The organism is Streptomyces sp. NPDC032198 (assembly GCF_040636975.1).
In the GTDB taxonomy this organism is placed as follows: domain Bacteria; phylum Actinomycetota; class Actinomycetes; order Streptomycetales; family Streptomycetaceae; genus Streptomyces.
This window is the reverse complement of record NZ_JBEZVL010000010.1, coordinates 284,050-302,464: the sequence shown is the minus strand read 5'-3', so window position 1 is coordinate 302,464 and position 18,415 is coordinate 284,050. Positions and strand designations below refer to the sequence as shown.

General features: G+C 71.5%; 15 protein-coding genes. 4 read left to right on the top strand and 11 right to left on the bottom strand.

What is annotated here, in order from left to right:
- The first annotated feature begins 17 nt into the window (after window positions 1–17).
- On the top strand, window positions 18–1,463 hold the full coding sequence (locus tag AB0E78_RS27210; RefSeq protein WP_361837446.1) for an MFS transporter: 1,446 nt from the start codon (window positions 18–20) through the stop codon (window positions 1,461–1,463).
- On the opposite strand, the gene AB0E78_RS27205 is transcribed toward AB0E78_RS27210, so the two are convergent.
- The 6 genes from AB0E78_RS27205 to AB0E78_RS27180 all read right to left on the bottom strand — a co-directional run bounded on the left by AB0E78_RS27205 (window position 1,456) and on the right by AB0E78_RS27180 (window position 8,354).
- Window positions 1,456–2,445 (bottom strand): malate dehydrogenase, encoded by a 990-nt coding sequence (locus AB0E78_RS27205; protein ID WP_361837443.1) that lies wholly within the window; start codon window positions 2,443–2,445, stop codon window positions 1,456–1,458. The two genes, AB0E78_RS27210 and AB0E78_RS27205, sit on opposite strands and share 8 nt — an antisense overlap.
- 402 nt (window positions 2,446–2,847) lie before the next feature.
- A complete protein-coding gene (locus AB0E78_RS27200) occupies window positions 2,848–3,951 on the bottom strand; it encodes an XRE family transcriptional regulator (RefSeq protein ID WP_361837440.1) in 1,104 nt (367 codons plus the stop codon).
- Window positions 3,952–4,521: 570 nt separating this feature from the next.
- Window positions 4,522–5,211, bottom strand: coding sequence for a response regulator transcription factor (locus tag AB0E78_RS27195; protein WP_361837437.1), 690 nt, complete (start codon window positions 5,209–5,211; stop codon window positions 4,522–4,524).
- Window positions 5,212–6,366 (bottom strand): sensor histidine kinase, encoded by a 1,155-nt coding sequence (locus AB0E78_RS27190; protein WP_361837435.1) that lies wholly within the window; start codon window positions 6,364–6,366, stop codon window positions 5,212–5,214.
- Between the two features lie 598 nt (window positions 6,367–6,964).
- The gene (locus tag AB0E78_RS27185; RefSeq protein WP_361837432.1) at window positions 6,965–7,468 is read right to left on the bottom strand and encodes a DUF3017 domain-containing protein; all 504 of its coding nucleotides are present in this window, start codon (window positions 7,466–7,468) and stop codon (window positions 6,965–6,967) included.
- 19 nt (window positions 7,469–7,487) lie between these two features.
- Entirely contained in the window at window positions 7,488–8,354 is an 867-nt protein-coding gene (locus tag AB0E78_RS27180; RefSeq protein WP_361837430.1) for a bifunctional methylenetetrahydrofolate dehydrogenase/methenyltetrahydrofolate cyclohydrolase, read from the bottom strand.
- A 266-nt stretch (window positions 8,355–8,620) separates the two neighbouring features.
- Here AB0E78_RS27180 and AB0E78_RS27175 point away from each other — a divergent pair, with 266 nt between their 5' ends.
- Window positions 8,621–9,244, top strand: coding sequence for a hypothetical protein (locus tag AB0E78_RS27175; protein ID WP_361837427.1), 624 nt, complete (start codon window positions 8,621–8,623; stop codon window positions 9,242–9,244).
- Between the two features lie 87 nt (window positions 9,245–9,331).
- Here the strand turns inward: AB0E78_RS27175 and purH are convergent, their stop codons facing one another.
- The gene (gene purH / locus AB0E78_RS27170) at window positions 9,332–10,900 is read right to left on the bottom strand and encodes a bifunctional phosphoribosylaminoimidazolecarboxamide formyltransferase/IMP cyclohydrolase (RefSeq protein ID WP_361837424.1); all 1,569 of its coding nucleotides are present in this window, start codon (window positions 10,898–10,900) and stop codon (window positions 9,332–9,334) included.
- Complete coding sequence (gene purN / locus AB0E78_RS27165) at window positions 10,897–11,526, bottom strand: phosphoribosylglycinamide formyltransferase (RefSeq protein WP_361837421.1); 630 nt, start codon at window positions 11,524–11,526, stop codon at window positions 10,897–10,899. The genes purH and purN overlap by 4 nt, the downstream gene beginning before the upstream one ends.
- Before the next feature lie 270 nt (window positions 11,527–11,796).
- Between purN and AB0E78_RS27160 the strand changes: the two genes are divergently transcribed.
- Window positions 11,797–12,642, top strand: coding sequence for a hypothetical protein (locus AB0E78_RS27160; RefSeq protein WP_361837419.1), 846 nt, complete (start codon window positions 11,797–11,799; stop codon window positions 12,640–12,642).
- A gap of 270 nt (window positions 12,643–12,912) precedes the next feature.
- Here AB0E78_RS27160 and AB0E78_RS27155 read toward each other — a convergent pair whose 3' ends face one another.
- Window positions 12,913–14,535 carry a DUF6350 family protein gene (locus tag AB0E78_RS27155; RefSeq protein ID WP_361837416.1) on the bottom strand — a complete coding sequence of 541 codons (1,623 nt, stop codon included), beginning with the start codon at window positions 14,533–14,535 and terminating at the stop codon, window positions 12,913–12,915.
- Between the two features lie 150 nt (window positions 14,536–14,685).
- Here AB0E78_RS27155 and AB0E78_RS27150 point away from each other — a divergent pair, with 150 nt between their 5' ends.
- On the top strand, window positions 14,686–15,951 hold the full coding sequence (locus AB0E78_RS27150) for a sigma factor-like helix-turn-helix DNA-binding protein (protein WP_361837413.1): 1,266 nt from the start codon (window positions 14,686–14,688) through the stop codon (window positions 15,949–15,951).
- A 158-nt stretch (window positions 15,952–16,109) separates the two neighbouring features.
- Here the strand turns inward: AB0E78_RS27150 and sucD are convergent, their stop codons facing one another.
- Entirely contained in the window at window positions 16,110–16,994 is an 885-nt protein-coding gene (gene sucD / locus AB0E78_RS27145) for a succinate--CoA ligase subunit alpha (RefSeq protein ID WP_160506736.1), read from the bottom strand.
- 21 nt (window positions 16,995–17,015) lie between these two features.
- Window positions 17,016–18,194, bottom strand: a complete 1,179-nt coding sequence (gene sucC, locus AB0E78_RS27140) for an ADP-forming succinate--CoA ligase subunit beta (RefSeq protein WP_361837410.1) — start codon at window positions 18,192–18,194, stop codon at window positions 17,016–17,018.
- Window positions 18,195–18,415: the final 221 nt, after the last annotated feature.

Sequence of the window (18,415 nt, the reverse complement as noted above, 5' to 3'; positions counted from 1 at the left end):
CGCTCCTTGGAGGAGCCTTGCCCTCGCCTGCCCCGAACCGCCTCAAGCGCTCGGCCGAACTGACGCTCTGCGCCTGCGTGCTCGTCGCGCAGGGCATGGTCGCCGCCATCAACCTCCTGATCCCGCAGCTGAGTTCGTCGTCCATCGCCCCCTCGTCCAGCGAACTGCTGTGGACGGTCGACGCGTACGTCATCGTCTTCGCGGGGCTGCTCATCCCGGCGGGCGCACTCGGCGACCGGTACGGCCGCAAGGGCGCGCTGCTCTGCGGGATCGGCCTCTTCGCCCTGGGCGCCACGGTCAGCGCGCTCGCCACCGGACCCGTCCAGCTGATCGCCGGACGCGGTGTCTCCGGCGCCGGGGCCGCGCTGATCATGCCCGCGACCATGTCGATCCTGGTGCGCACCGCCACGCCCGAGCAGCGGCCGCGGGCCGTCGCCTCCTGGGCCCTCGCCGCCGGGCTCGGCGGTTTCGCCGGGAACGCGGTCGGCGGCCTCATCGGCCAGTACCTGCCGTGGCGCGCGCTGTTCTGGCTGATGGTGCCGCTCGCCGCGCTGCTCGCCCTCGCCGTGGCGCGCACCGCGCCCCGTACGGAGACGTCACCCGATGCCGCTGTCGACCCCGTCGGCGCGGTCCTCCTCACCGGCGGGCTGCTCGCGGTGCTCTTCGGCATCATCGAGAGCCCCATGTACGGCTGGACGTCGGCGCGCATCCTCGTCGCGTTCGCGCTGGGCGCGGCCCTCATCGGCGCCTTCGTGGCGCACGCCCTGCGCTCCCGCGCGCCGCTCTTCGACCCGCGGGTCTTCAGATCCCGCCGGCTGCGCTCGGCGACCCTCGGCACGGCCGCGTCCTTCTTCGGCCTCTTCGCGCTCTTCTACGTCAACTCGCAGTACCTGCAGTACGTGAAGGGGTACGGCGCCGCCCGCGCGGGCCTCGCCATCATCCCGCTCACCGTGGGGATGGTGCTGGTCCCGAAGCTCGCCGCCCGCTGGTCGCGCCGGCCGCGCCCGCTGGTGGGCGGCGGACTGCTCCTGATCGGGCTCGGCCTGCTCGGGGCGTCCACGGCGGACGCGGGCACGCCCTACGCGGCGTACGCCTGCTGGCTGCTCGTCATCTCGGCGGGCACCGGGATGTGCATGCCCGCGCTCACCCTCGGCGTCGTCTCGTCGCTGCCGCCGCACCAGGCCGGGCTCGGCTCGGGCCTGGGCACCTCGGCCCGCGAGGTCGGCGCCGCACTCGGGGTGGCCGTCACGGGGACGGTCCTCGCCTCGCACCCGGGATTCACCTCCGGCATGGAGGCGGCCCTGCGGGTCGTGGGGCTCGCGGTGGTGGCCGCGGCGGCCCTGGTCACCTTCGGCTACCGGCCGGGACGCACGTCGCCCCCGGCTGCCGATCGAGCGGCCGCCGGGGGCGAGGTGGACGAGCTGCCGTACGAGCCGAGCCGTACGGGAGGGCGTACTAGATGAGGCCGAGGCCGCGAACCGCCTCGCGCTCCTCGGTGAGCTCCTGCACGGACGCGTCGATGCGCGCACGCGAGAACTCGTTGATGTCCAGGCCCTGGACGATCTCGTACTTGCCGTCCTTGGTGGTGACGGGGAAGGAGGAGATGAGGCCCTCCGGAACGCCGTACGAACCGTCCGACGGGATACCCATGGAGGTCCAGTCACCGGCGGCCGTGCCGTTCACCCACGTGTGGACGTGGTCGATGGCGGCGTTGGCGGCGGAGGCGGCCGAGGACGCGCCACGGGCCTCGATGATCGCCGCGCCGCGCTTGGCGACGGTCGGGATGAAGTCGTCGGCGAGCCAGGACTGGTCGCTCACGACGTCCGCGGCGTTCTTGCCGGCGATCTCCGCGTGGAAGATGTCGGGGTACTGGGTGGCCGAGTGGTTGCCCCAGATGGTGAGGCGCTTGATGTCGGAGACCGGGGCGCCGGTCTTCTTCGACAGCTGCGAGAGCGCGCGGTTGTGGTCCAGGCGGGTCATCGCGGTGAAGCGCTCGGCCGGTACGTCCGGGGCGGCGGCCTGCGCGATGAGCGCGTTCGTGTTGGCCGGGTTGCCCACGACGAGGACCTTGATGTCGTCCGCGGCGTTGTCGTTGATCGCCTTGCCCTGCGGCTTGAAGATGCCGCCGTTGGCGGAGAGCAGGTCGCCGCGCTCCATGCCCTTGGTGCGGGGGCGGGCGCCGACGAGGAGGGCGACGTTGGCGCCGGAGAAGGCGACGTTCGGGTCGTCGCTGATCTCGATCGAGTTCAGCAGCGGGAAGGCGCAGTCGTCGAGCTCCATGGCGGTGCCCTCGGCGGCCTTGAGGGCCGGCGTGATCTCGAGCAGTCGCAGGTTGACCGGCACGTCCGCGCCGAGCAGGTGGCCCGAGGCGATGCGGAAGAGCAGCGCGTAGCCGATCTGGCCGGCCGCGCCGGTGACGGTGACATTCACGGGAGTGCGGGTCATGGCGATCTCCGTAAGACAGCTGGCGGTGGGGGTCCCTGCCCCTTGTGCTGGATCCCCAAGGACGCCCTCGATGATCGATCTCTTGGCATCAAGAGAGATCCGCCGCTCAGGCTATCGCGCCCCGCCTACCCCCGAACCCCGGGAGGGTGTGGCCCACCCCACAAAGATCCAGCCGTGCCGTCGGACGGCAGTCAGGGGGAGGAAATCCGCAGGGAAACAGCGGCTCAGAGGCCTGCGAGAAAATTCCGCGAAATCGACAGGCATGTCTCGCGTAGGTCAGGGCACACGCACGAGTACCCCCACGGGAGTGGTCACACCCCCAGGCGGCCGCCGCGCTCCCCCCCCTGTGTTGGCGGCCGCCACCTCCCGGTGGTCACTCCCGACGTCCGGACCCGGCTGCACCTACTTCGTGCAGCCGGTCTGGCCGGCCTTGAGGGTCGCGCACGCCTCCGCCGAAGCACCGTCCTTGACGGCCACCATCGGCGTGTACGCGTCGAAGTCCGCGTTCACGGTCCCGTTCTGCTTGGCGCCGTCGCCGGAGATCGTGACCTTGTCGCCCGGGGCCGCCTGCGTGATGCGCGCCCATGCCGCCCCGCACGTCTTGCTGTAGCGGACCTCGATCACGGCCTTGCCCACCGTCGCGCGGGTCGTCGTACCAGCCAGCTCGCCGCCGCAGCCCATGGTCTCCGGGTCCTTGCCGGTGCAGCTCTTGCCGGTGCACTCGACACCCGCGGGCAGGTCCTTCTCGCTCGTGCTCGGCGACGCCGGCGGCTTGGCGCTCTCGTCGCCCTTGTCGTCCTTGCCGAGGCCGCCGGTCAGGAAGACGGCGGCGGCTATGACGACGAGCGCGCCGACGACGCCCGCGAGGAACATCGTCAGCTTCCTGCGCCGCCGCTGCCGGTCGGGCGAGTCCGCGCCACGCCCCGGAGCGGCCGGACCGGACGGCGCCGACCCGGCGCCCTGGCCGCCCACGGCTCCGCCTCCGTACGGCGTCTGCGGCGGCACCGTGGGCGAGACGCCCGCGGGACCCGCGACCCCGGTGACGCTCCCGCCGGGACGGCCCGGGCGGTCGGCGGAATCGACACCGCCGCCGGTGCCGGCGCTGGTGCCGGGGGCGCCGTTGCGCGCGGCGCCGCCATTCCCCTTGCCCTTGGGCGGGTTCGGTCCCAGCTCGCCGAGCGCGGCCCGCGCCTGGGAGATCCGAATCGCCTGCATGGTCATGTCGTGCCGCATCTCGGAGCGGCTCCACGCACGCTCCGCGAGCTCCCACATGGTGATGAGGTGCACGGGATTGGTGCCCGTCACCTCGGCAAGCGCGACGATCGCACCCTTCGGAGCGAGCAGCCGCCCGTTCAGATAACGCTCCCACGACGTCTTGCTGTACCCGGTGCGGTCCGACACCGCGGCAATGCTCAGACCACTGCGGTCGACGAGCCTGCGCAGCTGACTGGCAAACTCCCTGACCTCCGCGTCCAGCTCATCCGGTAGCGCCTTCCAACGAGGCATTGCTCCCCCTCATCCCCCCGTACGTGCCAACGTGCCCCCGCGCGTGGTTCCCCCCGCTCCGCCCATGAGGCAGCCCCCGCTGTTCCTGTCATGGGCTACCCAGAGGGATGCCCAAAGTCAGGATGTCAGTTCCCGGACCGAGGGCGCACGGAGGCATTCGGTCCACGGGCGTGCACCGTTGCACTCCGTGCGGTCCGGCGTCCAGTGTCCCATCGCTGTCCCACATCACGATCCGGAACCCCTGGCAGCAGCTCGGGACGCCCCAATCGATCCCGAATGTACTGGTGGGGCTCGACGGTGGCCGTGACGGCGGGGGCGGCGCTGTCTGCCCACATGACGGCGGGGCGACCCGAAGTGGTTCCTTCCGCGCCCCGCCGCCACCTGTTGCGGGCTGGGAACACCGCTGCGGAATGGTCACCTCCGTGCCACAGGGGCAAGGCATCCCTTGTACGGATTCCGCGGGGGGGATGACGCTGGTTCCCGTTGGAGCGGCCCCCCGCAGACCGGCGGCGCCCGTCCTCCCACGGGGGAGAGGACGGGCGCCGCCTTCAGTTACCGGGGCCTCAGCGATCAGCGCCTTCCGCCACCGCCGCCCGGCGTGACGAGGCCCGACTCGTACGCCACCACCACGGCCTGCGCCCTGCTGTCCAGGTCGAGTTTGGACATCGTGCGGTTGAGGTGGGTCTTGACGGTGGCCTCGCTGATGTAGAGGCGGTCGGCGATGTCCGTGTTGGACAGGCCCGTGGCGATCAGCTTCAGCACCTCGACCTCGCGCAGGGTCAACGCCCGCAGATCGGCGGGCGGTTCGGCGCGGTCCTTGGCCCCGGCCCCTGCCTGCCGGGCAAAGGCCTCCACGAGGCGGCAGGTGACGCTGGGCGCGAAGAGCGCGTCGCCGCCCCCGACGGCGGCCACCGCGGCGAGCAGGCGCTCGGGCCCGGAGTCCTTGAGCAGGAAGCCCGACGCTCCGGCCCGCAGCGCCCCGTACACATACTCGTCGAGGTCGAACGTGGTCAGCACCAGGATGCGCGGCGGCGGTTCGGGCGCCTCGGAGAGGATCTTCTCGGTGGCCACGATGCCGCTCATACCGGGCATGCGGATGTCCATCAGGACCACGTCGGGCCGGGTCGTCGCGGCGAGCGCGACGGCTTCCGCCCCGTCCCCCGCCTCCCCGACGACCTCGATGCCGGGCGCGGCACGCAGCAGCCCCACCAGACCGGCCCGGATGAGGAACTGGTCGTCGACCACGAGCACCCTGGTCATTTAAGTCGCGTCGTCCCCCTGCGATGCGGCCTGCGCCGAGGTCGGCAGGGTCAGTCGCACGGCGAACCCTCCCTCGCTCCGCGGGCCGATGCTGATCGTCCCGCCGTAGAGCTTGGCCCGCTCCCGCATCCCAATCAACCCATGGCCGCTCCCCGTACCCACTCTGTCCGGAATCACCCCCTCACCGTCATTGGTGACCGAGACCGTCACGTGGTGCGGCTGATAACGGAGTTCGACCAGCGCACCGGCACCGCGCGCGTGCCTCAGTACGTTCGTCAGCGCCTCCTGGACCACGCGGTACGCGCAGAGTTCGACGCCGGGAGCGAGCTGCCGCGGCGTCCCCTCGACGCGCAGCTCGACGGCGACTCCCCCGGCCCGCACCCGCTCCACCATCTCGCCGAGCCGCGCGAGCCCCGGCATCGGCGCGTCGGGCGCGCCGTCGCCCTCCTCCCGGGCCCGCAGCACCCGCAGCATGCGGCGCAGCTCCTCCAGCGCCTCGCCGCTGGTACCGGAGATGGTGGACAGCGCGGCGTGCGCGGTGGCCGGATCGGACGTGAAGACGAACTTCGCGAGGCCCGCCTGCACGGAGATCACCGACATGTGGTGGGCGACGACATCGTGCAACTCCCGTGCGATGCGCCCGCGTTCCTCAGCCACCTCGCGCCGCGCCCGCTCGTCCTGCTCACGCTTGAGCTGCCTGGCCAGCTCGGCGGACCGGCGTGCGACATGCCCGAACCGCCAGATCACCAGGGGGAAGCCGATGGCCTGCCCGATCACGGACGCCATGGTGGCGCCCTCGCTGATCGCGCCGGCGTAGATCCAGACCGCGCTCATCAGCGCGGCGCACGGCAGAGAGACGCGCGGAGGCTTCAAGGAGGCGACGGTGTAGACGGCGAGCATGGGCCCGAAGGTGTTCACCACGGGCCAGTAGCCGACGGTGACGTACGCGATCCAGGCCAGGTACACGACGGTGAGCACGGTGAGCGGGGCCCTGCTGCGGGCCACGATCGGCACATTGACCAGCGCGACCAGCACGTAGCCCCGCACGTCGAGTTCGGGCCACCCCTGTTTGGCGGACTCCTGCCCGAGGAGTACGGCGACCGTGGTGAGGGCGACCGCGATCGACGTGTCGGCGACGAGGGGGCGCATCCGCATCGCCGCAGCGTAGCCCGGGTGCGGGCACCGGAACGTCAAACCACCGCGGTACAGCGGAAGTTGCAGGAACCGCGCGGATACCGCGCAGGGCGCACCGCGAGATCAACCGAGTGCGGGACGACGCCCCGCCGGGCCGCCCGTAGCTTCTTGGACCAGCACCACGGGCACCGGCCGACCACCGGGGCCCGGCAGTTCGGGAGCGGGGCCCGACGGGGGGACCCAACGGGGGGGCCGGGCCGCGCTCCGGAGAAGGGACCGCAATGTCATTGAAGACGGCGACCAAGAGTGGCAGGCGGCCCGCGGCCTCAGCGCCGACGGCATCGTCGGCAAGAACACGTTCGGCAAGAACGACAGCAAGCTGAGTTTCAGCCACTACGAGGGCAACTTCGAGATCCACAAGTACGACGGCACCAAGCACGACTTCTGGATCAAGTGCACCAAGGGCGGCGGCGCCCACTCCATCCAGGTGAGCACCAGGGTGGGCTTCAAGGCGGCGTCCTACACCTCCGCCTCGGCCCGCGGCTGATCCTCTCCGCTGCACGGCAGTGGCCCGTCCCCCGGGGGAGGACGGGCCACCGTCATGCGTTCGTGCCGACCGCTAGGTCGTGATCGTCCGGTGCAGGGTTTCGCCCAGGAACGGGATCCGCAGCCACGGATTGGGCTGCGCCATCATCGCGAGCAGGACGATGGCGAGGCCGAGTGAGCCGTACGTGACCATGTCCGTGAAGCGCGAGCGGACCGCCAGCATGCCGACGCCGGGCAGCGCCCACCGCATGACGGCGCCCGCGATCAGCGCGAGGCCGATCAGTATCGTGCCGACGCGGAACACGTCGAAGGCCGTGAGCAGCAGCCCGAGCCCCACCGTGGAGAGCACGGTGAGCAGCGGCCACTGCCGGGCGGGCGCGGGGGCGTCGCCGCCCGCGGCCCGGCCGCCGCCCTCGGGCCGCGCGGTGTCCCGGGTCAGGAGCGGGAAGCGCCGCGTGGTCTTCTTCGGCCCGTCGGGGCCGGGGGCGCTGACGGCACCCTTGGCTTCGGCGTCCGCCACGGCCTCGGTCTCCGTGACGTCGGCCGGCGATGCTCCTTGATCAGGTTCGGCGCTCATGGGCTCACCCTTTCCCGGTTCAGCTCGCGGCGGCGGACGCGGCGCGCTCGGCGGCCTCGACGACGTTGACGAGCAGCTGGGCACGCGTCATCGGGCCGACGCCGCCGGGGTTCGGCGAGATCCACCCGGCGACCTCGCGGACGCCCGGGTGCACATCGCCGACGATCTTGCCGGTCTCGTCGCGCGAGACGCCGACGTCCAGGACCGCGGCGCCCGGCTTCACGTCCTCGGGCTTGATCAGGTGCGGGACGCCCGCGGCGGCCACGATGATGTCGGCCTTCTTCAGGTGGAAGGACAGGTCGCGGGTGCCGGTGTGGCACTGCGTCACCGTCGCGTTCTCCGAGCGGCGGGTGAGCAGGAGCGGCATGGAGCGGCCGATCGTCACACCACGGCCGACGACCACGACCTCGGCACCGTTGATCTCCACGCCGTACTGGCGGAGCAGCGTGATGATGCCGAAGGGCGTGCAGGGCAGCGGCGCGGGCTCGTTCAGGACGAGACGGCCGAGGTTCATCGGGTGCAGGCCGTCGGCGTCCTTGGCCGGGTCCATGAGTTCGAGGACGCGGTTCTCGTCGATGCCCTTGGGCAGCGGGAGCTGCACGATGTAGCCGGTGCAGGCAGGGTCTCCGTTGAGCTCGCGGACGACGGACTCGATCTCGTCCTGCGTCGCGGTCGCGGGCAGCTCGCGCTGGATGGAGGCGATGCCGACCTGCGCACAGTCACGGTGCTTGCCGGCGACGTACTTCTGGCTGCCCGGGTCGTCACCGACCAGAACGGTGCCGAGGCCGGGCGTGAGGCCCCTCTCCTTCAGGGCCGCCACGCGGGCGGTCAGTTCGGACTTGATCGCGGCTGCGGTGGCCTTGCCATCGAGAATCTGGGCGCTCATGACCCCATCTTCCCGGATGGGACCCGCCCGGTACCAATCAGGTCGCCGCCACGGGCCGACTGTGTCTCAGCCGTGTCCCGAGACCTGACCAGCTCTGTTGCACTTGCACAACGCATAGTGAATGCGGCTGGACAAATAAGCCTGGCCTAAAGAACGATATGCGACACAGTGCCGCGGGCAGTGTCGGGGGGACGGACCGCATCTGTAGAACATTCCTCCGTGATGTGCCGCGTCGTCCCCGCATTACCCGACGGAGGAAGACCGCCATGAGTTACGGCGACCCGAACAACCCCTACGGGCAGCCGCCCCAGCAGCCCCCGGCCGCTCCCGGATACGGCTACCCCCAGGCCCCGCCCGGCGTCCCGCCGCAGCAGGGCTACGGCTACCCGCAGCAGCCGGCGTACCCCGGCTACCCGGGCGGCAACATGATGCCGCAGTCGATGCCGGGGCTCCTGGTCACCGCGCGCGTCTTCCTGTTCCTGATCTCGGCGGTGCAGATACTCGCCGCGATCGTCTACCTCTACATCGGCGCCATCGCCAGCGATGTCTCCGACAGCGCCGACGATTACGGCTTCGGCGGCGTGAGTGACGGCGGGGACGCCATCGCGGGCATCCTCATCGTGGTCGCGCTGATCGCGGCGGGTCTGGCCGCGCTCTCGATCACGCTCGGCGTGAAGTTCAGCCGCGGCGGCCAGGGTGTCCGGATCACCACGGTCATCTATGGCGCGCTCGGCGGCATCGTCGGCCTGATCGCCCTCTTCGTGGGTCTCGACTCCGGTCTCGCGACCGCCATCATCGGCCCGCTGATCTGGGTGACTTTCGCCGTCATCATCACGATCGCCCCGGTCGTGCCCAGCGGCACCGCGTGGTTCAACCGCCCCCGCTACTGAGGCACTTCACGCCTGCGGGCCGTGTCCCCCTGCCTAGGGGGACACGGCCCGCAGCCGTTGCTCAGCGCTCAGTACTCATCCCAGTACTCAGTGGAAGAAGTGCCGCGTACCCGTGAAGTACATCGTCACGCCCGCCTTCTTGGCGGCCTCGACGACCAGCTCGTCACGGACCGAACCGCCCGGCTGCACCACGGCCTTGACGCCCGCGGCGGTCAGGATCTCCAGGCCGTCGGGGAACGGGAAGAACGCGTCAGAGGCGGCGTACGCACCATGCGCGCGCTCCTCGCCGGCCCGCTCGACGGCGAGCTTCGCGGAGTCGACGCGGTTGACCTGACCCATGCCGACGCCGACCGACGCGCCGTCCTTGGCGAGCAGGATCGCGTTGGACTTCACCGCGCGCGACGCCTTCCAGGCGAAGGCGAGTTCGGCCAGCTCGCCCGCGTTCAGGGCGTCGCCCGTGGCGAGCGTCCAGTTGGCGGGGTTGTCGCCGTCGGCCTGGAGGCGGTCGGTGACCTGGAGCAGCGCGCCGCCGTCGATCTGCTTGACCTCCACCGTGTTGGACGGGGCCTGGTGGGCGCGCAGGACGCGGATGTTCTTCTTCTTGGTGAGGGCTTCGAGGGCGCCGTCCTCGTACTCGGGCGCGACGATGACCTCGGTGAAGATGTCGGCGACCTGCTCGGCCATCTCCTTGGAGACCGGGCGGTTGACCGCGATCACGCCGCCGAACGCGGAGAGCGGGTCGCAGGCGTGCGCCTTGCGGTGCGCCTCGGCGACGTTCGCGCCGATCGCGATGCCGCAGGGGTTGGCGTGCTTGATGATCGCGACGCAGGGGTCGTCGTGGTCGTACGCGGCACGGCGCGCGGCGTCCGTGTCCGTGTAGTTGTTGTACGACATCTCCTTGCCGTGCAGCTGCTCGGCCTCGGCGAGGCCTCCATTGCCGTCGACGTAGAGGGCGGCGCCCTGGTGCGGGTTCTCGCCGTAGCGCAGAACGTTCTTGCGGGCGTACGCGCTGCCGATGAACTCGGGGAAGTCCGTGCCGTCGCTCGCGTAGTCGTCCGCGAACCACGAAGCGACCGCGAGGTCGTACTCGGCGGTGTGGCGGAACGCTTCGGCGGCCAGGCGCTTGCGGGCGGTCAGGTCGAAGCCGCCGTCACGGACGGCGGCGAGCACGTCGGCGTACCGGTCGGGGCTCGTGATGACCGACACCGAGGGGTGGTTCTTGGCGGCGGCGCGGACCATCGAGGGGCCGCCGATGTCGATCTGCTCGACGCACTCGTCGGGCGTCGCGCCGGACGCGACGGTCGCCTTGAAGGGGTAGAGGTTCACGACGACCAGCTGGAACGGCTCGATGCCGAGGTCGGCGAGCTGGCGCTGGTGGTCCTCAAGGCGCAGGTCGGCGAGGATCCCGGCGTGCACGCGCGGGTGCAGCGTCTTGACCCGGCCGTCCAGGCACTCGGGGAAGCCGGTGAGCTCCTCGACCTTGGTGACGGGCACCCCGGTGGCGGCGATCTTCGCTGCGGTCGAACCGGTCGAGACGAGCTCGACGCCGGCCTCGTGCAGCCCGCGCGCGAGCTCCTCGAGCCCGGTCTTGTCATAGACGCTGATGAGCGCGCGCTTGATGGGGCGCTGCGAACCGTGCGTACCTTCGGCGGTCACGGGATAAGTACCTTTCGTCCCTCAATGCGGTAGCCGTTGCGGGCCAGACGCCCCACGACATCGACGAGCAGCCTTCGCTCGACTTCCTTGATGCGCTCGTGCAGAGCGCTCTCGTCGTCCTCATCCCCGACCGGGACCACGCCCTGGGCGATGATCGGGCCGGTGTCGACGCCGTCGTCGACGAAGTGGACGGTGCATCCCGTGACCTTCGCGCCGTACGCGAGCGCGTCGCGCACACCGTGGGCCCCCGGGAAGCTGGGCAGCAGGGCGGGGTGCGTGTTGACGAACCGCCCGCCGAACCGAGCGAGGAATCGCTTCCCCACGATCTTCATGAACCCGGCCGACACGACCAGATCGGGTTCGTACGCGGCGGTCGCCTCGGCGAGAGCCGCGTCCCACTCGTCGCGCGTCGCGTGGTCCTTCACCCGGCAGACGAAGGTGGGAATCCCGGCGAGCTCGGCACGCTCCAGGCCGGCGATGCCGTCGCGGTCGGCGCCGACCGCGACGATCTCGGCGCCGTAGCCGGCCGTCCCGTCCGTCGCGATCTTGTCGAGCAGAGCCTGCAGATTCGTGCCTGATCCGGAGACCAGCACGACCAGGCGCTTGGCCACAGGGCTCTTGGCCACAGCGGGGCCCTTTCTCGGGAGGTGCGTCTTTGTAGGGTCGTACAAAGGCTTCGCCCCCAGCGATACGGGGAACTCTACGAAGCGGCCGACCGTCAGCAACGATACCGGCACACGGTGCGGCCCCTCACGGGACGGGGGCGCGGCCGGAAGGTAGCGTCTGCACCAAGACGTCACACCGTCCAGAAGCTCGCCAGCCAAGCTCGTCAGTCAAGCTCGTCAGCCGAGCCTGCTCGACCAAGCTCGCTCGACCAAGGGGAAGACGCACACCTGATGCCGGACCGTAGCCTCCGCCTCCCGCTGTCCTTCGCGTTCGGACTGACGCACGCAGGGGAGCGCGGCTCGACGCTGCTGCGCGACGGCCGCCCGTCGTCCTTGCCGCAGGACTCCCAGGACTCACAGGACTCCTCGGGCAGCTCCGGCGACTCCGGGAAGAAGTCCGGTAAGCCGGGGAAGAAGTCCGGGGAGAACGACGACAATCCCTTCGCGCCACCGCCGGAGGGGACCCCTGACCAGCCGTGGCGGCCCCGGCCGGGCAACGGCGGCGACCACCAGGACGACCAGGGCCACTCCCCCTGGGGCAGCCAGTGGAGCGACCGGCAGCCCGGCCGCTCCCAGGGCGGCGGCTTCGGCGAGCGCCCCGGCAAGGAGGGCGGGGGCCAGGGCTCCGACGGACCCTCCGGGCCCGGCTCCGGCATGCGCTGGGACCCGACCGACCCGGCCCAGCGCCGCGCTCGCTACGCCCTGCTCTCCGGCATGTGGGCCTTCTTCTTCGCGCTCTTCGGCTGGCGGTACGTGGCCCTGCTCCTGGGCGCGCTCGCGCTGCACTGGGGCATCAGCTCGCTGCGGGCGAAGCCGAAGCAGCCGGACCCGACGGCGCCCGCCGCCCCGCAGCCCGCGGCCGATCCCGCGAGCACGAAGCCGCAGCGGACGGCGGCGATCAGCGGCCTGGTGACGGCGTCGCTCGCCCTGGCGATGGTGGCGGCGACGTTCGCCGCGCAGCTGGTGTACCGCGACTACTACACGTGCGTGAGCGACGCCCTCACCAGCCAGTCGAAGCAGCAGTGCAACGACCTCCTGCCGAAGCAGCTGCGGCCCTTGCTGGGCGAACGCGACTGATCCTTGCCGGGGGCCCGGCTCCGGGTTCTCGGCCACCGCTGCGCGGTGGATCGATCCTTAGCTCCCACCCATGCGATTGCCCGGTGGCGTGACGCGCGAGCCCGATTGCCCGGTGGGGTGACGTGCGAGCCCGATTGCCCGGTGGGGTGACGCGCGACGGCCCGCAGCCTCCCGTCCGTAAGGGGCTCGGGCTCCACCCAGGCGTCCTCGCCCCTCATCCCGTCGGCTTCCCGATGCTCGCTGCCCCTGCCCCTGCCCCCTAGCCCCCGGCTAAGCCCCCGGCGGCCGTTCCTTCTTGGTCGCGTCTCTGAGGGCTGCCCAGCGGGCCTCCCGGGAGGCTTCGTCGTGCCAGTCCGTCATGCCCCAGTCCGTCGTGTCGCCCACCGGCGTGTGCGGCAGGAAGTCGTACGGCTCGAACGGTTCCGGGGCCGGGGGCTCCGGAGGCGGTGGAGGGCTGTGGCGGCGGCGCGGGAGGCGCAGGTCAGGGGCGCGCAGCCGCGGGCGGGGCAGGTGGGGCAGGCGAGGCCTCGGCAGGCGCAGGGTGGGCCAGGTCCAGCGCGGGGTGGGCCACGTCCGGCGTGGTGTGGTCCGGCGGGTTCTCAGGCGCCAGGCCCGCATAAGCAGGGCGCCCGGCACCCCCACCACCGCCGTCCACCCCAGCGCCGCCGCCCCCGTCTGCCACCACACCGGCCCGAAGTCGGCCAGGGCGGCCACCCCCATCGGGCCTCCCGCAAGCGCCGCGAGCCCCGCGAGAGCCGCCCCGCACACCGCAGCCGCGCCCACGGCGACCAGCGCCGTCCGCCCCCGCGACCACGCCTCACCCCGCTCCCCCACGACAGGCGCCGCCGCCCCCGCCGTGAACCGCGCGACCGCGCACCCCGCCGCCAGCGGCACCGCACCCGCCGCCCACGTCAACGGCGACCCCGGCCCCTCAGCGGGCACCGCCGCGAGCAGCGGGAACGACGGCAGCATCGGGCCCGCGCTCACGGCGAGCGGCCCCGCCACACCTCCCGTGCCGAGCGCGAAGCCGGGGCCGAGGCCGTACGCCGCGCCCCACACCGCCGCGTTCGGCACCAGGGCCACGGCGAGCAGGAGCACCGCGAAGCGGCCCGACCACACGTCCGTGACCTGTGCGAACGACGCCCTCGCCAGTCCGCCGTGCAGCGCGAGCGACACCGCCACCAGGAGCGCTCCCCCGCCGACGAGCACCACCGCCCCGGCCGCTCCGGCCCGCGTGACGGCGCGGACGTACCGGCGCAGGAAGAAGGGACGTACGGCTGCGGGCAGCGTGCGCAGGCCGACCCGGACCACGCCCGGCAGCGGCTCCCGGGGGCGGCCGAGCGCCGTCCACACCCCCACCGCCGCCGCACCCGCCACGACCAGCGGCAGGTGCAGGGCCGTGCTCGGCCATGACGGCCGCATCTCACCCCCGGCGGCGTACAGCGTCGCGGCGGTGGCGACCAGGAGGTAGCCGCCGACCACCCCGCACCACGCGGTCCGCGGCGCCATTCCCCGCTCCTCCGGATCCGCCGCGTCCCGCGCCGCCCGGTGCGCGAGCCAGCCCGGCAGTGCCATCAGGAGCAAGGGCGTGACGCCGACCGGCGCCGGGGTCCCGGAGAGCGTGTCCGTCCTGACCAGCTCCACGCCGTGGGCGATCAGCCACACCGAGGCCGCGACATGCAGCGCCCCGTCGGGCCCGCTGTCCGGATAGGGCGAGCTGATCCAGAGGACCATCACCAGGACGGCGCACGAGCCCAGGCCGAGCCCGGCCGCGACGGCCCCGCCGAACAGGCACGTCCCCAGTCCGGGTGAGCGGTCCCGGAACCGCTCGACCAGCGGCTTCAGGGGCGGCAACGGTGAGGTGCGATCGGTGATTTGAGTCACACCCGCCATGCTCCCAACGACACGCGCTTTCTCCCCGTAACAGGCGAATACCCGATGTGTCGCTCAAGATACGTTTATGTACTTTTTCGTACGACGGATCAGCCGCGCCCCGCTGCCCGCCGCACGAAGGCCCACGGCCAACGGCGCGGAGAGTCCGACATGACCCAGAGCCCTGCCGCCCCCAAGCGCCCGACCCCGGTCGGGCAGGGGGGAGCCCCTTCGTTGCCGACCCCGAAGGAACGCCGCCGCCTGCGCGAGGCGAAGCACCTGAGCCAGGCGGAGGTCGCCGCGAAGGTGGGCGTCACCCGGGAGACGGTCCGCTCCTGGGAATCAGGGCGCTCGACGCCACGCGGACGCAAGCGCGACAGCTATGTGAAGCTGCTCGCCGAGATCGCGAACGAGCAGACCGTCTCGGATTCCGGTACGGGCAAACGCGCCGTACGCCGCCCCAGCTGGGCCCGGGACATGGCCCCGACCGTCGACACCAAGGACGGCAAGGCCCCCGCGCGCATCCCGGTCGGCGCGGCGATGAACAGCCACACCCGGCCCGAGCCGGTGGTGCGCGCCACCCCTGCTGTCGCCACGGCCGCTCCTCCGGCGGCGCGGGAGTCCGGGCCCACCGCTGCGGCGACCCCCGCCGAAGCCTTCGACACGCTCTGCGCGACCTGCGCGCCCGGTCTCGTACGCCAGACGTACCTGCTCACCGGCCGCCGCACCCTCGCCCAGGAATCCGTGGAGCGCGCCTTCCAGCTCGCCTGGCAGCGCTGGCCCGAGGTCGCCGTGGACCGCGACCCGGCGGGCTGGGTGCGCGCGGCGGCGTACGAGTACGCGATGTCCCCCTGGCACCGCCTGCGCCCGGCCCACCGACAGCCCGACGCGCCGCCCGCCGAGGCGGCCGACCGCGCCTTCCTCAAGGTGCTGATGAGCCTGCCGCCCGCACAGCGCCGCACCCTGCTGCTCTACGACGGCGTCGGCCTCGACCTGCCCGAGACCGCGGCCGAGACCGAGGCGAGCACGCCCGCAGCGGCCCACCGGCTGCTGCACGCGCGCGAGGCTCTCGCCGAGAAGCTCCCCGACGTCGCGGCGACGCCCGAAGCCCTGCACCAGCGCCTCGGCGAGCTGTGCGGCGCGGAGAAACTGCGGCCCCCGAACGCGGTCCGGGTCCGCACCGGGAGCGAGCACCGCGCCCGGTTCTGGACCCGCGCGGCGATCGCCTTCACCGCCCTGATCGTCGGCGCGACCGCCCTCACCCTGCGCACGGCCCCCACCCACTACGAGCCGCCCCAGGCCCCGGGCAAGGCCATCAGCGGAGTACCGCCCCGCATGGGCCCCGGCCACCTGACGTACGCGGACCAGATCCTCCACAAGAAGCTCCGCGAGGACCTGTCGAGCGGCCCGGAGAGACTGACGCCAATGGCGAAATAGGCCGCGCCCCTTAAGGGGCGCGGGGAACTGCGCCATCTTTAGGGGCGCGGGGAACTGCGCGGCCAGCCACGGCCGGCCCGCAGGTCACAACGAACGAACAGTGGGCCCGCACCTCTCACGAGAGATGCGGGCCCACTGTTCAAACGGTTCAGGCAAACTCAGCCCGCGAGAATCGCCCGCGCGAGCTTCGCCGTCTCGGTCGGCGTCTTGCCGACCTTGACGCCCGCGGCCTCAAGGGCCTCCTTCTTGGCGGCGGCCGTGCCGGAGGAGCCGGAGACGATGGCGCCGGCGTGGCCCATGGTCTTGCCCTCGGGCGCGGTGAAGCCGGCGACGTAGCCGACGACCGGCTTCGTCACGTTGGCCTTGATGTAGTCCGCCGCACGCTCCTCGGCGTCGCCGCCGATCTCGCCGATCATGACGATCAGGTCGGTGTCGGGGTCGGCCTCGAACGCCTCGAGGGCGTCGATGTGCGTCGTGCCGATGACCGGGTCGCCACCGATGCCGACGGCCGACGAGAAGCCGATGTCACGGAGCTCGTACATCATCTGGTACGTCAGCGTGCCGGACTTCGAGACCAGGCCGATGCGGCCCGGCTTCGTGATGTCGCCCGGGATGATGCCGGCGTTCGACTGGCCCGGGGTGATGAGACCGGGGCAGTTCGGGCCGATGATGCGGGTCTTGTTGCCCTTCGACTTCGCGTACGCCCAGAAGGCGGCGGAGTCGTGGACGGCGATGCCCTCGGTGATGACGACGGCGAGGGGGATCTCGGCGTCGATCGCCTCGACGACGGCGGCCTTGGAGAAGGCCGGCGGCACGAAGAGGACGGACACGTTGGCGCCCGTGGCCTCCATGGCCTCCTTGACCGAGCCGAAGACCGGTACCTCGGTGCCGTCGAAGTCGACCTTCGTGCCCGCCTTGCGCGGGTTCACGCCACCGACGATGTTCGTGCCGTCACCGAGCATGAGCTTGGTGTGCTTCATGCCCGTGGCACCGGTCATGCCCTGGACGATGACCTTGCTGTCCTTGTTGAGGAAGATAGCCATGGCTGTTCTGTCCCTCGTCCCTTACTTCGCGGCCGCGAGCTCGGCGGCCTTGTCGGCCGCGCCGTCCATGGTGTCCACGCGCTGCACGAGCGGGTGGTTGGCGTCGCTCAGGATCTTGCGACCCAGCTCCGCGTTGTTGCCGTCGAGACGCACGACCAGGGGCTTGGTGACTTCCTCGCCCTTGGACTTGAGGAGCTCGAGCGCCTGCACGATGCCGTTGGCGACCTCGTCACAGGCGGTGATGCCACCGAAGACGTTGACGAAGACGGACTTGACGTCCGGGTCGCCGAGGATGATCTCCAGGCCGTTCGCCATGACCTCGGCCGAAGCGCCGCCGCCGATGTCGAGGAAGTTGGCCGGCTTGACGTTGTTGTGCGCCTCACCGGCGTACGCGACGACGTCCAGGGTGCTCATGACGAGACCCGCGCCGTTGCCGATGATGCCGACCTCGCCGTCGAGCTTCACGTAGTTGAGGTTCTTGGCCTTGGCAGCAGCCTCGAGCGGGTTGGCTGCGTCCTTGTCCTCAAGAGCCTCGTGGTCCGCCTGGCGGAAGTCGGCGTTCTCGTCGAGCGAGACCTTGCCGTCAAGCGCCAGGATGCGGCCGTCCTTGGTCTTGACCAGCGGGTTCACCTCGACGAGGAGCGCGTCCTCGGCGACGAAGGTGTCCCACAGGGTCACCATGGCCTCGGCGACACCCTCGGCCACCTCGGCCGGGAACTTCGCCTGGGCCACGATCTCGCGGGCCTTCTCGATGTTCACGCCTTCGACGGCGTTGACCGGGACCTTCGCGAGGGCCTCGGGGGTCTTCTCCGCGACCTCCTCGATGTCCATGCCGCCCTGCACCGACGCCATGGCGAGGAAGGTGCGGTTGGTGCGGTCGAGGAGGTACGAGACGTAGTACTCCGCCTCGATCTCCGGGGACAGCTCGGCGATCATCACCTTGTGGACCGTGTGGCCCTTGATGTCCATCCCGAGAATGTCCGTCGCGCGAGCGACGGCCTCGTCCGGGGTGTCGGCCAGCTTCACGCCGCCGGCCTTGCCGCGGCCACCGACCTTCACCTGTGCCTTGACGACCGACTTGCCGCCCAGCTTCTCGGTGGCCTCGCGCGCCGCCTCAGGCGTGTCGATGACTTCACCGGCCAGCACCGGTACACCGTGCTTGGCGAAGAGGTCCCTCGCCTGGTACTCGAACAGGTCCACGCGCGTCCGTCCCTTTTCCGTGATCTCGCTGCGATCTCGCTGCTTTGTGGTCAGCTGTCTGCGTGGGCGTGCCGCGGAGGGCAACGTGACTGCGCTGTCACAAGGGAGGCGTAGGACGGAGTCCGGTACGCGGCATGTCCGTCTCGCAGGTTATCGCCGTGGGCCGTAGGTCCCTAAATCACAGATCACATTTGGGCGGTGATGACTGTCACAGATCGCGG